Here is a 14,880-nt window from a genome sequence, read left to right as displayed (position 1 = left end):
TGAAAAAATCCAGTATTATATGAAAAAACTAAGAATATAAAGTATAAAATATTGTCTGAACCCTTTCTTATGGTAAAAATACATGGCTGTTAAATAAAACCAGCCCGGGTGTTTATAAGGATTTAATAATTCTTTTCTTGATTTATGGGGAAACTGACACTATAATGATAGAGGTATATAATGGGTAGAAACTATCCGGATTGGAGAATTCACACAGATGGATAACAAGAATCAAAATAATAATAATAAGATGCCGAAGAATACCCAGGCCATCGCCATATGGGTCATCGCGTTTCTTATTGCGGTAGCAGGGATTTCTTATCTGCACGGCGCGATTACGACGAGGACCAATAAAGAACTAAGTTACGATACCTTTATGAATATGGTAGATGAAAAGCAGGTGGAGTCGGTTAATGTAGAGGATACGAAGATTATCATAAACCCCAAGAAGACCTGGGAAGGTTATAAACCTGGCGTTACTTATTATACGGTAAGGATGGACAACGATTTAAATCTGGCGGAACGCCTTCGCACTGCCGGAGTGGAAACCCTAAGAACCCGCCGTGACGGCAACTTTTTCATTCAGACCATTGTCAGCTATCTGCTCTTGTTTGCAGCCATGGGATTCCTTTTGAACTTCATGATGCGCAGGGTCGGCGGAGGCGGACTCATGGGCGTTGGAAAGAGCAATGCCAAGGTTTATGTGCAGAAGGAAACAGGCATTACCTTTAAAGATGTGGCGGGGGAAGATGAGGCTAAGGAATCCTTAACTGAAATCGTGGATTTCCTCCATAATCCGGGAAAATATACAAAGATCGGTGCAAAGCTTCCCAAGGGAGCGCTTCTTGTAGGACCTCCCGGAACGGGAAAAACCCTCCTTGCCAAGGCGGTTGCAGGAGAGGCCCATGTTCCCTTTTATTCTCTGTCCGGTTCTGATTTTGTAGAGATGTTTGTAGGTGTGGGAGCTTCCCGTGTCAGGGATTTATTTAAGCAGGCCCAGGAATCTGCTCCCTGTATTATTTTTATAGACGAGGTAGATGCCATCGGTAAGAGCCGTGATTCCAAATTCGGCGGAGGAAACGATGAGAGAGAGCAGACCTTAAACCAGCTGCTTTCTGAGATGGATGGGTTTGATTCTTCCAAGGGACTTTTGGTGCTTGCAGCTACCAACCGGCCTGAAATCCTGGATCCTGCACTTCTCCGCCCAGGCCGTTTTGACCGGCGGATCATCGTGGATAAGCCGGATTTAAAAGGCCGTGTGGATATCTTAAAGGTTCATGCCAGGGATGTGCTTCTTGACGATACCGTTGATTTAGATGCCATTGCTCTGGCAACCTCAGGAGCCGTTGGTTCTGATCTTGCCAACATGATCAATGAATCCGCCATCCTGGCGGTGAAAAACGGCCGTCATGCGGTTGCTCAGAAGGACTTATTTGAGGCTGTGGAAGTGGTACTGGTAGGAAAAGAGAAAAAGGACCGTGTCCTTAACAAAGAGGAACGGCGCATTGTTTCTTATCACGAAGTGGGACATGCCCTGGTCAGCGCCCTTCAAAAGGATTCGGAGCCTGTGCAGAAGATCACCATTGTTCCAAGAACCATGGGTGCTTTGGGATATGTAATGCATGTGCCGGAAGAAGAAAAATTCTTAAATTCCAAGAAAGAGCTTCATGCCATGCTGGTAGGCTATCTGGCCGGCCGCGCGGCAGAGGAGATCGTCTTTGACACCGTTACCACCGGTGCAGCGAATGATATTGAACAGGCTACCAAGGTAGCGCGGGCCATGATCACCCAGTACGGTATGTCGGAGAAATTCGGCCTTATGGGCCTTGCATCAAAGGAAGACCAGTACTTAAGCGGACGTACCGTAATGAACTGTGCGGAAGCCACTGCTTCCCAGGTGGATGATGAAGTCATGAAGATGCTGAAAGAAGCATATGAAGAGGCCAAGAGTCTTCTCTCAGAGAACCGGGATGTGATGGATAAGATCGCAGAATTCCTGATCGAGAGAGAGACCATTACCGGTAAGGAATTCATGAAGATATTCCGTGAAGCAAAGGGAATTCCGGAGCCGAAGGAAGAAAATAAAGAATCTGAAAATGGGGAAGTGTCAAAGGAAGAGGAAGATGGCCTTTCCGATTGGACAGAAGAAAAGAAGGAAATGAAAGAATCCGTTATTGATGTTGGAAACGTTAAAGATTAATGCTTGAGAAACGTCAGGCAGCTGATGCATGGACAGAGCCGTGCAGCAGCTGCTTTTTTCATCCTTTGTCTGCCCGTTTAGTGAAAGGTATTGACCAAAGCAATAATACGTGTTATCATGTCTTGTATAGGAATACGTGTTAAGCTGTGTTGTTATTTTTACAGTAATATGTTAAAATATTCCATAGTGTATAGCAAAAATGGGTAAAGATTCGGAGCAGGAGGTTGCTATGGAGGAGTTTCACGATAATATTGCAACACCATTATATCAGCAGTTATATGATACCATATTGGCTAAAATAAAATCAGGGGAATATCCAGTAGGATACATGATTCCATCGGAAGCGAAGCTAAGTGAAATGTATAAGATCAGCCGCGTTACGGTACGCAGTGGCATACAGAAACTATGTAACGAGAACATTCTGGAAAAGAAGCATGGAAAAGGAACATTTGTCACCATGCCAGTTTATATGGATACAATATCGGAAGAAGGAAGCTTTACTAAGTCTTGCTTGAAAATGGGGAAAAGACCAAGTACGAAGATCATTTCAAAAGGGTTGATAGAGGGGGACAAGTGGATTACCAGACATCTGGGAATTGATGAAGGGGAAAGGGTGATCTGCATAAAGAGGCTGCGCTTGGTTAACGATGTGGCGTCCATTCTGGAAGAAGATTATTTTCATGCCAATCTGGAGTTTATCTTAAACGAAGATGTAGAGAATAATCAACTGATGGATATTATAAGAAAACGAACTGGCAAAAAAGCTCATTCTTTTAATGACATTATGGATATTAAGTATTCGAATAAAGAGCAATCGGAAGTGCTTGGCTGTGTAGTGGGAATGCCGCTTCTGTGCGTCAGCCAGAGCGTGCTTGGGGATCAGGGACAGATTCTATACTTTAACCAGCAGTATATCAGAACAGACATTTATAAATTCACAGTTAAATCTATTAATCAGTCCGATTAATCATTTTTCACCAGCAAAGAATGTAAAAAAACCTTTCAATTAGATATAAAATAATAAAAAGAATCATATTTTAAAAGCCCATAATTCCTCTGAGAAATATGGGCTTTTTCAGTGCTATCGGTTTTTAATGTAATAAATGCGTAATCACCAATGATAGTTATAATTTATCTGAAGATAAAACAAAGTGCGCAGCAGACAATAATCAAAGAGATTAATATGGTGGTGGTCTTTACTTTCTTACCTAATAGGAAGTACATGCCTCCAAACAGTCCAAGTTGAATCAGGCAAGGCATGATCTGGTCCAAATAGTTGGTCAAGGGCTCAGCAAAATCACCGCTTCCTACCATGATTGGTAAGTCAAGCCAGATTTGGTTACAAATCATACCGCCTATTACCATAAGACCAATGATACCTGCATAGTGGGATATTTTCTGCATGATTCCACTGTCAGCAACCTTGGAGATGAAGCTGGATCCTAACCCATAACCATATTTTAAACAGTAATAGCGGATAATAAAGGCTGGAATATTAAAAATCAGCAAGTACAGAAGTGGACCCATGATATTGCCTGATTGTGCAAAGGAGATTGCTATACCTGCAGCGATAATACGCAGGGTTCCAGGAATCAGTGAATCGCCAATCCCTGCCAAAGGTCCCATTAGAGAGGTTTTAACTGCGTTTATGGAATTACCATCAAATTCGGGGTTGCATGCGTTTTCTTCTTCCATAGCCGCATTGATACCCATAAGCAGAGTGGAAAGCTGTGGGGTAATAGCCATAAATTCCAGACCCCGTTTTAAGGCCTGTATGCGCTTTTCTTTATGTTCCTCGCCGGGATACAGTTTGCGGATAACAGGTGTCATGCCATAGGAGTAGCCAAGATGCTGCTGACGTTCATAGTCCCAGGAAATATCCAATTGGCAGGAGCGTATATAAATTTGTTTCAATTCTTTTTGGGATATTTTTTTCTTCTCAGAATTCGTTGTCATCGAATGAACCTCCTTCTACAACTGCCTTTTCTTCATGGGAATTAAAATGCAGGAATGCTACAATGCAGCACCCGATGCCAGCCAGGCCGATAACCGGCATTTTTAAATAGGCAGCCAGAAGGAAGCCAAGGAAAAGGAAGCAGGACAATTGTTTGTTCATAATCATTCTTGCTATCATGGCAAAACCAATGGCAGGAATAATCCCTGTGGCATAGTTTAAGCCGTCATTCAGCCATGCTGGTATACCGTTTACAATCTGTTCCATGACCGGTACTCCAAGATAGAAGCCCAGTGCAACAATCAGAGATTGAGGGATAACCTGGGCAATAATAGCCATATAATGCATATGATCCACACCATTGCAGTCACCTTTCTCTGCATAGCGGTCGGCCCGCGCACCAATCATGGGAACTACAAACATCATTAAGAAATTGGACAACATAGCGCAGAGAGTAGAGATTGGAACAGCAAGAAGTACCGCGGAGGCAGCATCGGAACCGGAAAGTATTACATAGGAGGTGCCGATCACTGCACCGGCAGTATAGTCAGGCGGATTGCTGGCACCGATAGGAAAGGCTCCCAGCCAGATTAATTCCAGGGTGGCACCTGTGATGATACCTAATTGCATGTCCCCCAATACAAGGCCTGTCAGTGTGGACATAATAATAGGGCGCCCAATGTTACCGCTTCCAAAGAAGCTGTTCAAATAACCGAATGCCGCAACTAAAAATAGCAGGGCGGCCTGGAATCCTAAGCTTTGCATATTTTATTCTCCTTTCGTAAGTATTATTTAGATTAAATCCATGGCATTTAAGGGTTTCTCGTCAGGAACCATGCGTATTTCCAATTTCACATCTTTGTCATTCATTTTGCGAAGCAGGTCGCAGTCATGATCAGATACAAAGATGGCTTTAGAAATCTGACGTTTATCAGAGGCAGATTTTATACCGCCAAGATTGATAAATTTAATTTCAGGAACCTCTTCTGTTAGGCGATAGGCATCCTCAATAGATTCCAGAAGGATAAAAAGGTTGTATTTGTCTGTTTTTCCTGCCTTAATGTTGGCTATGGAATCTTCCATGCTTTTGATTACTAATTTTACCCCGGACGGAGCGGCCATCCGAAGAGCACCCATACGCAATGTGTCCTTTGCCACCTCATCATTGGCAATGAGAATACAGTCTACGCCTAGAGTTTTGGTCCATGCAAATGCTACCTGACCATGAAGCAGCCTATGGTCCACCCTTACCATTTTAATCATATCATTACCTCCTTATATCGTTAACTAGTTCCATCAGTTCTTTTATATGACTGCCACAAAGCTCACCTGTATCTTTCCTTGTATCTTTAAAGTAGCTGCCTACGATCGCTCCATCGGCCACTTCAAATTGGCTGCGTATATTCTCCTTGGTTACTCCTGCTCCTACGATTAGCGGGAAATCTCCCAACGCGTTTCTGAACTGAAGGATCTTGTCCATGGAAGTTGCCTGTCCAGTTGCATCTTGTGTCACGGTCACTGCATCACAACGGCTTTTTGCAATCACCAGATCCTTTTCGGTTGTGTTTGCGGATAAGACAGGTTGGTATTTGAATCGTACACCGCCCATGACAGGTACGTTGCTGCGTTCACGGTACATATTTAAAAATGCTTCTACCGTAGCCTCATCTCTTGGTTTTACATGACCCACAACAGAATCAAGCTGAACAAAATAAGCACTGTGCCTTTTGGCCAATTCAAAGCCCATGACATCCATGTTCAGGCAGTTGACTCCATATGGTATGGGCAGGTTCTGAGTGTGGGCATATTCCAGTATTCTATCCAATTGGTAGTAGTTACCAAAATAATTCTCCAGAATAATACCATCAATTCCATTGTTCAAATAGATATCAATTTCTTTCTGTGCCCGTTGATAAACATCATTATCATCAATTCCTTTAAGATGTATCATGCCCATAACCGGTTTTGTTTTGGCGAATAACGCCAGAAAATCATTTTTTATCATTATAAAGAATCTCCTTCCTATTAATTTATATTAAAAATCTTCATCTTGCGATTCTGCCGCATCAGGTGCTACTTGCCGTAAGCCTTCCCTGGATAGCAATAACAACTGTTCAATATCTTCTTGTCTCAAAGGATTGGGGTAGGATACCATATACTCAATGATAAGGTTTAAGTTCATGCCTGCAAATAGAATTACATTAGGGTTTGCAGTCAAGGGATACATTGAGGTACATACACTTGCACCATATACATCGGTAAAGATAACGTACTCATCCTGCAGATTGGTTTGAACCTCCTCAGATATCTGTTTGGCAAAATCCAAAGCACTCTGGCCTGGATACAGGCTGTAGGTGACGATGGGGTCGGCCATAGATCCTAATATCATCTGAAGAGAATTTTTCATCCCTTTGGATAAATCTCCGTGAGACGCAATAATAATTTTTTTCATAGCTGGTCTCCTTAAAATAGGTTTCTGTTAACACAAAAGCTGTCTGTTGCTTAAATGAAATTATTTCATAACTCATGTTAACACGTATTGTTCAAACTGTCAATAATTTGCTAAAAAAAACTTGATTATCTAAAGTTAATAAGGATAAATGTTAAGATATACTTAAAGACGTTATAACATATGTTGTGAAAGTTGTATAAAATACTAAAAAACAGGCGGTATACAATGAGGATTAATTATCACAGGGTAATTCTGTTTTTTCATTTTCAAAAGTAAATTTACGCCGCCTGTTTCCATTATTTTATTGTAAGAAAAGGGGATTTTTGATATAATATAAAGAAGTAAGCCTTGGATTAAAAGAAAAACCAGTGAAAACGAAGATCAATCGGCTGTCAAAATGGTGATAGCCGTTTCTTTTTGTCTGCTTTTATAAGATAAAGCCGGTACTTCATGGTTTTAGTCAGAGGAAGCAGAAAAAACAGGAGATGAGGCAGAATCAAATGATATTAATGAATGAGATACCGGACCGGTTCTGGGGATTGTTCCGTTCCATTAACCGGTCCACCTACATAGAAGCTTTATTAAAAATCAATGAGGAATATGAATACAGCAACTACTTTTTAAGCAGGGAGGTGTGTATTCAGGTTCTGGAAGAATATTTTACGGCTAAACGGCTGGTCATCTGGCAGGATGAGCTGGAAGATGAGGCGGATGCCTTAGAGCCGACCGCGGTCAGGGTCTTAAACTGGCTGTTAAGGGCAGGCTGGCTTCGGAAAGTGGATGACTATGCCTCCATGACGGTCAATATCGTAATTCCTGATTATGCTGCCGTCATGATCGAGGCGTTTTTTAAGCTTGCAAGTGATGAAGAGGATGAGACCCAGATTTATATCCAGAACGTTTATGCAATTCTCTTTTCATTGAAAAATGATCCCAGGGCCGGCGTAAGCCTTTTGAATACGGCTTACATTAATACAAAGCGGCTTAACAAGACGTTGCAGGACATGCTTCACAACATGGACAAATTCTTTGCAAGCCTTTTGGAGAAGAGAGCGTATGGGGAACTGTTAAAGGAACATCTGGAAGGATATGTGGAAGAAATCGTAAAAAAGAAATACCATATGTTGAAAACTTCGGATAATTTCTATCTTTACAAAAATGATATCAAGCGGTGGATCAGCTCCATGCGGGAAGATACAGAATGGATCGGGCAGATGAGCCGCCGCAGCGGCCAGAAGGTAACGGCAGGGGATATTGTAGAAAAGCTGGATCAGATCGAACGGGGATTTGACGATATCGAGCACCGCATTGCCAACATGGACAAGGAGCATTCCAGGTATATCCGCGCTACGGTTACAAGGCTTAACTATCTGTTAAATCAGGAGGACAGCATGAAGGGGCTTGTTATCAGGCTTTTAAATCATCTGTCTGAAACAGAGGATCCGGATGAGGCTGTAAAGGAAGTGGGGGGCCTCATGAATTTATCCCAGGTATCTATACTCTCTGAGAAATCCCTCTATAAAAAGAGAAGGACCAGGACAGGCTTTAAGGAGAATTTAATGCCGGAGGAAGAGCCTGCAGAGCTTACCATGGAGGAGATCCTGAATTTAAACCGTTTAAAAAGCCGCTACAGCCGGAAGGAGATCGAAAGCTATATCGAAGCCCATCTGGAAAATGGCCGTATGGAAGTAAAAGAAGATACGGTGGGTTCTCCTGAGGAATTTGAAAAGCTGATCCTGGCCTATGATTACTCTACCAGAAGGAAAAGCATGTATCAGGTGGAGGAGCAGGAGGCGGAGCTCATTGACAACGGCAGATACCGCTATCCAAAGCTGGTATTTGTAAGGAGGAAAGAATCATGACCTATGAAGAAAGTGCTGGCATCATCTGCCAGATTCCATATTTTGACGCTTTGGGACAGGGAGAAAAGGAAGAGGTAAGAGCAGGTTTAAGGCTTCTTCAGCAGCAGACCTTTGTTCTGGAGCATAAGTACGACAAGCGTACCAACCGGTTTGCCTATAATCCGGAATTTAAAATCTGCAACAAGCATCTGGAATTTATCCGGGCCTATCTGGCAGTCAGCGGAGTGTCTGTTCTGGAAAACAGCCAGCTGGGCATTATTTATATCCAGGGAGAGAACACGGTGGGAGACAAGCTTCCCAAACTGGCTACTCTTTATTTACTGATCTTAAAACTGATCTATGATGAACAGATGGCGGAAGTTTCCACCAGTGTCAACATCTACACCACATTAAGCGAGATTCATGAAAAGCTGGGAAATTACCGTTTATTTAAGAAACAGCCTTCCCCGACGGAAATCCGTCGGGCAATCACATTGTTAAAAAAGTATCAGATTTTGGAGCCTCTGGATATTTTGGAGGACTTGGATGGGGACAGCCGCATGATCATCTATCCCAGCATCAATGTGGTGTTGTTCGGAGATGATGTGCGGGCCCTGTTAGAAGCACTTGGAGAAGGAGACGATGACGATGACGAATCAGAAATTTGAAGCCCTGTCCCGGATACTCCTTAATAACTGGCATTATATCAGCCGGAAAACCTTATCCTTTAACCAGGGGATCAACTTTTTTACCGGACATTCCGGCAGCGGAAAGTCTACGGTCATTGATGCCATGCAGATTCTCCTTTATGCCAATACTGACGGCCGGGGATTCTTTAATAAGGCAGCGGCTGATGATTCCGACCGGAGCCTGATCGAATATTTGCGCGGTATGGTGAATATCGGTGAGAACAATGAATTTGCCTATTTGCGGAACCAGAATTTCTCCACCACCATTGTGCTGGAACTAAAACGGACGGATACAGGAGAATGCCAATGCGTTGGGATTGTCTTTGATGTGGAGACGACCACCAATGAAATATCCAGAAAATTCTTCTGGCACAAAGGCCCTCTTTGGGAAAATGGCTACCGTACCGGTTCCAGGACCATGACCACTCAGGAAGTATCTGCTTATTTGCAGACCATTTACGCAAAAGAAGATTATTTTGCAACCTCCCATAACGAGCGGTTCCGCAGGCAGCTGTATGATGTATACTTAGGAGGTCTTGATTCGGAGAAATTCCCCCTTTTATTCAAACGTGCCATTCCCTTCCGCATGAATATCAAGCTGGAGGATTTTGTAAAGGAATACATCTGCATGGAGCAGGACATCCACATTGAGGACATGCAGGAAAGCGTCATGCAGTACGGGCGGATGCGAAAGAAAATTGAAGACACGGTTATTGAGATCGGTTATTTAAATGGAATGAGGGAAAAATTCTCAGCAGTTTGTGAAAAAGAAGCGGAGATAAGACAAAATACATATTTCTTCAGCAGGATGGAAATTCTGGATTATCAGGCAAGGATCCAGGCATTAACAGATAAGTCCAGGCTTGCCAGAGAGGATTTAGACCGTCAGGAAAGCCAGCGGACAGCGTTAGAAGGGCAGACGGAAGATCTGACCAGACAGGGAAATGAGCTCCTTGGGCGGATTTCTTCCACCGGCTATGAGGATCTTAAGAATCAGCTGGACACTGCGAAGGAATTATCAAACCATTTAAATAAGAGCGTTACCAAATGGTCTCAGACAGGGGAGCGGCTGAAGGAATGGATCGACGAAGAGGCAACCTCCAACCAGACCATATGGGATATAGAAGAATTTGAAAAAAATACCATTGATGAGGAAAAGTTAAACCGCCTGAAAAAATCCATTGCCGAGATGAGAAGGGAAACAGAAGAAGCTCAAAAAGAGGCAGAAGGAATTCTCCGGGATATCCGGAAAAAAGAGCGCCAGACAAGTGAAGAGCTGACCCAGCTAAAGGCCGGAAATAAGGCATATCCAAAATATTTAGAACGTGCCCGGTCCCTGATCCAGCAGCGGCTTTTGGAGGAAACCGGCAAGGCGGTGGAGGTCCATGTGCTTGCAGACCTTCTGGATATCAGGGATGAGACCTGGAGAAATGCGGTGGAAGGCTATCTGGGCAATAATAAGCTGTCCCTGGTAGTGGCTCCGGCCTATGCAGAAGCAGCCATGGCGGCTTACGGGGAACTGGACAGGACTGAATATTTTAATGTGGCAGTTCTGGATACGGAAAAGGCAGGGCAGAATTCCTATGAAGTAGTGAAAGATGGTCTTGCCGAAGAGGTTACGGTGAGAGAGGCTTATTTACAGCCGTACATTGACCTGCTTTTGGGAAAGGTTGTCAAATGCAGGAACTTAGAAGAGCTGCGCCGCAGCCGCATTGGAGTGACCCCTGACTGCATGCTATACCATACGTTCCGCCTGCAGCATATGAATCCAGATAATTATACCAAATTTGCATATATCGGCAAGGACAGCGTCAGGAGAAGGATCCGGCTTCTGGAAAAGAATCTGGTTTCCATGGAAGAGGAAAAAAAGCCTCAGGAACAGGTTTTAAAGGAATGCAAGCGTATCTTATCCATGGAGAGCTTAGGAGAAGACACGGTCGTTTACCTGGAATGGCAGCAGGATATGGAGGCCTTTAAAGAAAAGGAAAAAGAAATCAGGCGGCTGGAACAGAAGTTTGAAAAGCTGAAGGCCCAGGATGTAGAAGAATGGGTGAAGGAAAGGGAAGCCATCTTACAGCTCTGTGATAGAAAAAGGGCAGAGCAGAGTGCAGTGGCAGAACTGATTTTTGGCATCAACAGCGAGATCGAACGGTTCCGCAGAGAATCCTTGCAGCTGCAGGAAGAGCTGGTTTCAAAGGAACGGGAATTTGAACCGGATGAGGAGCTGGAAGTCAAGGTGAAAGAAATTTTGGAAAGCAGGGAAAATTGCCGGTATGACCGCCTTAAAAATGAATTTTTCGGAGAATTTAAGAAGTCAGAAGAAGCCCGTGATCAGGCATTCCAGGCCCTTGTAGGCTCCAGGGGTGAGTATGCCAGAAAATATCCAAATCGGAATTTTTCCCTGACTGCAAAAGATAATGGGGAATATGACCGACTTCTTGAGACCATGGAGTGCGGAAATCTGGAGGAATATAAAACCATGGCCGCTGAGCAGGCAAAGTCTGCAGTCCTTCATTTTAAGGATGACTTTATGTTCAAGATCCGAAGCGCCATAAGGGATGCACTTTTACGAAAAGATGAGCTGAACAAGATCATCAGCAGGCTGGATTTCGGCAAGGATAAGTATCAGTTTGTCATTGGAAGGAATAAAGGGCCTGATGGGAGATATTATGACATGTTCATGGACAATTCCCTGGAGGTAAATCCCGCTTATCTTACGGATTCCCTGGATGACCAGATGAACTTATTCACCATGGAGCATGAGAACCAGTACGGGGAAATCATCAATGACTTAATAAACATCTTCATCCCGCCGGAAAACGCCACACCGGAGGAGATGGAAGAGGCCAAGCGGAACATGGATAAGTATGCGGATTACCGGACGTACCTATCCTTTGATATGCAGCAGATCATTCAGAACGAGGATGAGGTCATTAAGATCCGTTTAAGCAAGATGATCAAAAAGAATTCCGGAGGAGAGGGGCAGAATCCTCTTTACGTAGCTTTATTGGCAAGCTTTGCCCAGGCTTACCGGATCAGCATGTCTCCAAAAATACAGAGAAATCCCACCCTCCGCTTAGTGGTGCTTGATGAGGCGTTTTCCAAGATGGATGCGGAGAAGGTGGCAAGCTGCATTGAGCTGATCCGGGGACTGGGCTTCCAGGCCATTATCAGTGCAACCAATGATAAGATTCAGAATTATGTGGAGAATGTGGACAAGACCTTTGTATTCGCCAATCCTAATAAGAAGTCCATATCCATTCAGGAATTCGAGCGGGAAAGCTTTCCGGAGCTGATGCGGGAGCTTGATGAAGGGGAGATCGACGAGGAGGAACTTGACGACAACCTTGATTTGCAGGATTCCTGAAAATAGCAGGGCTGCGGCTGCAGAGATTTTAGAATTGTAATTGTTTCATATAAAAAAGAGGGATCCCGAAAGTCATTCTACGACTTTTGGGATCCCTCTTTACTCTTTCACCGATCATGGCGATCTAATGGCTTTCGTTTAAATAGTTATAGATGCTGTATCTGGACAATCCCAAAAAGTCAGCCAGCTTTTCCGCTGCTTTTTTTATCAGGAAGAATCCCTTATCGTCTAAGGTATGGACAACAGACACCTTCTCTTCTTTTGTCAAATTCCCCACGGATTTTCCGGTCATGTTTACGGCATCTTTCATCATGATTTCCAGCAGTTCATCAACATTTCCCACAAACAGTTCCGGAGTCTGGGTAAGAGCCTGGGAGCTGGAACAGGTAAAGGTCCGTAAGGTGTTTTCACATTTGATCATATCTGTAATATCTAAATTAATGCACAAGCTTCCGTTCACTTTTCCATATTCGTCACGGAAGTACTTGCTGGAAGAGCGTAAGATCCGGCCGGTAGGTGTGGCGTTAACATAGCTGTACTGGTCATCCGGTGATGTGGATCCCTTTAAAATCTCTAATCCGGCATTGGTGCCTCCATCTCCGACTTTTCTTCCGGTCACATGCCCATTCCAGATTGCAACGATTGTCTGGTCATATGGCAGGGTAAGGTCATGCAAAACCACCTCACAGTTTTCTCCGAATTGCATCGCAATGCATTTAGCAATGTCAGACAACAGGTTTAGGTTATCAGAAACATATCCCATAGTAGTATTTTATCCTTTCAACAAAATGTCTAAATAAATTATAAATGAAATGTGAGATAAAGTCCAGTAATAATACAGTGTTTGTTGAATAAAAAAATTAACATTATAAAAAACAAACAAAAAAATATAAAGAACGCCATTATTATTGTTGACAAAATACATGAAGTATAGTATATATTGATTATGAGTTAAACAAAATGTTGAAAACTAATCAACAAAAAGTTCAAACCGTATTTTTCGAAGGAGGTATTTTATGAAAAGAGCAATTCGTATTATCATGGCTGCAGGTATGGCTGCATTGGCGGTCACAGGCTGCGGAAGCAGTTCACAGTCACAGGCCACCACCGCACAGACGACTGCGGCCGGCGGGGAGACAACCAGCGGGGAAACATCTGCTCCGGCAGAAAACAAGGAAGCACAGGTGATCACTTTCTGGTACAACAACACAGGGGATGAAGCGGCTGTCTATGAGAAAGCCATTAGTGAGTACAACGCTTCCCAGAGCAACTATAAGGTGGAAGGATTAAGCGTTACGGATGCACAGAAAGTAATCGTAGCCATGAGCAGCAACGAATCCCCCGATGTCATCAAAATAAGCAACCAGACCGTGGTGCAGTATCAGAAGAATGGCTTGCTGGAAAACCTGCAGCCATATGCAGACAAGGATTCCTTTGATTCTTCCATTTATTCTGAGCAGGCTATGAATGCAAATACCATTGACAGAAACATGTATGCCCTTCCCCTTGATGCATATACCATCCAGATGTATTACAACAAGGAACTGCTGAAGGAAGCCGGATATTCCGAGCCGCCAAAAACCATGGAAGAGATGTATGAGATGGCTGTAAAGGCTACAAAGGTAGATGGCAGCGGAAATATCGAGGTGCTTGGATATCCCTTATTCCCATATGCTTCTGCCAGACAGGAGCTGATCTACGGCTTTGGCGGAAGATGGTGGGATGAGGATTCTAATGTCACTCCTGATAACGCAGGCATTTTAGACAGTCTTAATATGAACGTAAAATACAGAAATCAGTTTGGCGGAAAAGCTCTTGATGGATTTATCGGTACGGCAAATACAAACCGCTATACAGAACAGGATATGTTCTTCCAGGGCAAGCAGTTGTTCCGTCTTGACGGTTCCTGGCTGCCGACCATGATGAAGAACTTTAATTCCACCGTTGATTACGGCATTACCCTGATTCCCGGTACACAGGCAAATCCGGAGCTGAGAGGAACCAGCCGCTATGAGACTGACTCTGTAGCAGTACCTGCAATGGCTAAGAATAAAGATGGAGCCTGGGACTTTACAAAATGGCTCTGCAGCCAGGAAGGCGCCAAGATCATTGACCTTGGAACCGGTAATCTTCCGGCTGTAAAAGCGTTATATGATGATGCTGATATCAAGGCAGTTCCTGGATTTACAGAATTTATTGACGCTCTGAAGCAGGAAAAGGGCATTCAGTATCCGGTAATGGCTGATTATGATGAATACATATCCATGATCAATGCAGCACTTGATACCGTATACTCAGGGTCAAAGACTCCGGAAGAGGCTCTGAAAGCTCTTGCAGGACAAAGCGCTAATTTAAAATAACAATTCACTTATTAAGG

At 43.6% G+C, this 14,880-nt stretch carries 12 protein-coding genes; 6 read left to right on the top strand and 6 right to left on the bottom strand.

Annotated features, from left to right (window positions below):
- The first annotated feature begins 217 nt into the window (after nt 1-217).
- Together ftsH and RT269_RS04195 are read left to right on the top strand one after the other, a co-directional pair.
- Nucleotides 218-2,200, top strand: coding sequence for an ATP-dependent zinc metalloprotease FtsH (ftsH, locus tag RT269_RS04200; protein ID WP_313180732.1), 1,983 nt, complete (start codon nt 218-220; stop codon nt 2,198-2,200).
- Nucleotides 2,201-2,429: 229 nt separating this feature from the next.
- Nucleotides 2,430-3,167: a GntR family transcriptional regulator gene (locus RT269_RS04195; protein ID WP_313180731.1), complete on the top strand. Its 738-nt coding sequence runs from the start codon at nt 2,430-2,432 to the stop codon at nt 3,165-3,167.
- Nucleotides 3,168-3,331: 164 nt separating this feature from the next.
- Here the strand turns inward: RT269_RS04195 and RT269_RS04190 are convergent, their stop codons facing one another.
- The 5 genes from RT269_RS04190 to RT269_RS04170 are packed head-to-tail and all read right to left on the bottom strand — an operon-like array spanning nt 3,332 to nt 6,606.
- On the bottom strand, nt 3,332-4,156 hold the full coding sequence (locus RT269_RS04190; protein WP_313154445.1) for a PTS system mannose/fructose/sorbose family transporter subunit IID: 825 nt from the start codon (nt 4,154-4,156) through the stop codon (nt 3,332-3,334).
- Nucleotides 4,140-4,919 (bottom strand): PTS mannose/fructose/sorbose/N-acetylgalactosamine transporter subunit IIC, encoded by a 780-nt coding sequence (locus RT269_RS04185; protein ID WP_312448309.1) that lies wholly within the window; start codon nt 4,917-4,919, stop codon nt 4,140-4,142. The genes RT269_RS04190 and RT269_RS04185 overlap by 17 nt, the downstream gene beginning before the upstream one ends.
- A 27-nt stretch (nt 4,920-4,946) precedes the next feature.
- On the bottom strand, nt 4,947-5,417 hold the full coding sequence (locus tag RT269_RS04180; RefSeq protein ID WP_313180730.1) for a PTS sugar transporter subunit IIB: 471 nt from the start codon (nt 5,415-5,417) through the stop codon (nt 4,947-4,949).
- Nucleotides 5,418-5,421: 4 nt separating this feature from the next.
- Nucleotides 5,422-6,159, bottom strand: coding sequence for a BtpA/SgcQ family protein (locus RT269_RS04175; protein ID WP_313180729.1), 738 nt, complete (start codon nt 6,157-6,159; stop codon nt 5,422-5,424).
- A 30-nt stretch (nt 6,160-6,189) separates the two neighbouring features.
- Nucleotides 6,190-6,606: a PTS sugar transporter subunit IIA gene (locus RT269_RS04170; protein WP_313180728.1), complete on the bottom strand. Its 417-nt coding sequence runs from the start codon at nt 6,604-6,606 to the stop codon at nt 6,190-6,192.
- Between the two features lie 500 nt (nt 6,607-7,106).
- On the opposite strand from RT269_RS04170, the gene RT269_RS04165 reads away from it, so the two are divergent.
- Genes RT269_RS04165 through RT269_RS04155 form a run of 3 tightly spaced genes read left to right on the top strand, consistent with a single transcriptional unit; the run spans nt 7,107 to nt 12,503 of the window.
- The gene (locus RT269_RS04165) at nt 7,107-8,468 is read left to right on the top strand and encodes a Wadjet anti-phage system protein JetA family protein (RefSeq protein WP_313154452.1); all 1,362 of its coding nucleotides are present in this window, start codon (nt 7,107-7,109) and stop codon (nt 8,466-8,468) included.
- Entirely contained in the window at nt 8,465-9,115 is a 651-nt protein-coding gene (locus RT269_RS04160; protein WP_313180727.1) for a DUF4194 domain-containing protein, read from the top strand. The genes RT269_RS04165 and RT269_RS04160 overlap by 4 nt, the downstream gene beginning before the upstream one ends.
- Nucleotides 9,096-12,503, top strand: a complete 3,408-nt coding sequence (locus RT269_RS04155; protein ID WP_313180726.1) for an ATP-binding protein — start codon at nt 9,096-9,098, stop codon at nt 12,501-12,503. The genes RT269_RS04160 and RT269_RS04155 overlap by 20 nt, the downstream gene beginning before the upstream one ends.
- 124 nt (nt 12,504-12,627) lie before the next feature.
- On the opposite strand, the gene RT269_RS04150 is transcribed toward RT269_RS04155, so the two are convergent.
- Nucleotides 12,628-13,266, bottom strand: a complete 639-nt coding sequence (locus RT269_RS04150) for a helix-turn-helix transcriptional regulator (protein WP_313180725.1) — start codon at nt 13,264-13,266, stop codon at nt 12,628-12,630.
- Between the two features lie 253 nt (nt 13,267-13,519).
- Between RT269_RS04150 and RT269_RS04145 the strand changes: the two genes are divergently transcribed.
- The gene (locus tag RT269_RS04145; protein ID WP_313180724.1) at nt 13,520-14,863 is read left to right on the top strand and encodes an ABC transporter substrate-binding protein; all 1,344 of its coding nucleotides are present in this window, start codon (nt 13,520-13,522) and stop codon (nt 14,861-14,863) included.
- The last annotated feature ends 17 nt before the right edge of the window (nt 14,864-14,880 follow it).

The sequence above is a fragment of the Lacrimispora sp. genome, assembly GCF_032078915.1.
Taxonomy (GTDB): Bacteria; Bacillota; Clostridia; order Lachnospirales; family Lachnospiraceae; genus Lacrimispora.
Note: the sequence above shows the minus strand (reverse complement) of the source record. Positions and strands in the feature narration are given on the sequence as shown.

Excerpts from the sequence above, each read along its gene's own strand:
- RT269_RS04155 (WP_313180726.1), top strand. The coding sequence starts at position 9,096 with ATGACGAATCAGAAATTTGAAGCCCTGTCCCGGATACTCCTTAATAAC.
- RT269_RS04190 (WP_313154445.1), bottom strand. The coding sequence starts at position 4,156 with ATGACAACGAATTCTGAGAAGAAAAAAATATCCCAAAAAGAATTGAAA.
- RT269_RS04195 (WP_313180731.1), top strand. The coding sequence starts at position 2,430 with ATGGAGGAGTTTCACGATAATATTGCAACACCATTATATCAGCAGTTA.
- RT269_RS04165 (WP_313154452.1), top strand. The coding sequence starts at position 7,107 with ATGATATTAATGAATGAGATACCGGACCGGTTCTGGGGATTGTTCCGT.
- RT269_RS04180 (WP_313180730.1), bottom strand. The coding sequence starts at position 5,417 with ATGATTAAAATGGTAAGGGTGGACCATAGGCTGCTTCATGGTCAGGTA.
- ftsH (WP_313180732.1), top strand. The coding sequence starts at position 218 with ATGGATAACAAGAATCAAAATAATAATAATAAGATGCCGAAGAATACC.
- RT269_RS04170 (WP_313180728.1), bottom strand. The coding sequence starts at position 6,606 with ATGAAAAAAATTATTATTGCGTCTCACGGAGATTTATCCAAAGGGATG.
- RT269_RS04160 (WP_313180727.1), top strand. The coding sequence starts at position 8,465 with ATGACCTATGAAGAAAGTGCTGGCATCATCTGCCAGATTCCATATTTT.
- RT269_RS04175 (WP_313180729.1), bottom strand. The coding sequence starts at position 6,159 with ATGATAAAAAATGATTTTCTGGCGTTATTCGCCAAAACAAAACCGGTT.
- RT269_RS04145 (WP_313180724.1), top strand. The coding sequence starts at position 13,520 with ATGAAAAGAGCAATTCGTATTATCATGGCTGCAGGTATGGCTGCATTG.
- RT269_RS04150 (WP_313180725.1), bottom strand. The coding sequence starts at position 13,266 with ATGGGATATGTTTCTGATAACCTAAACCTGTTGTCTGACATTGCTAAA.
- RT269_RS04185 (WP_312448309.1), bottom strand. The coding sequence starts at position 4,919 with ATGCAAAGCTTAGGATTCCAGGCCGCCCTGCTATTTTTAGTTGCGGCA.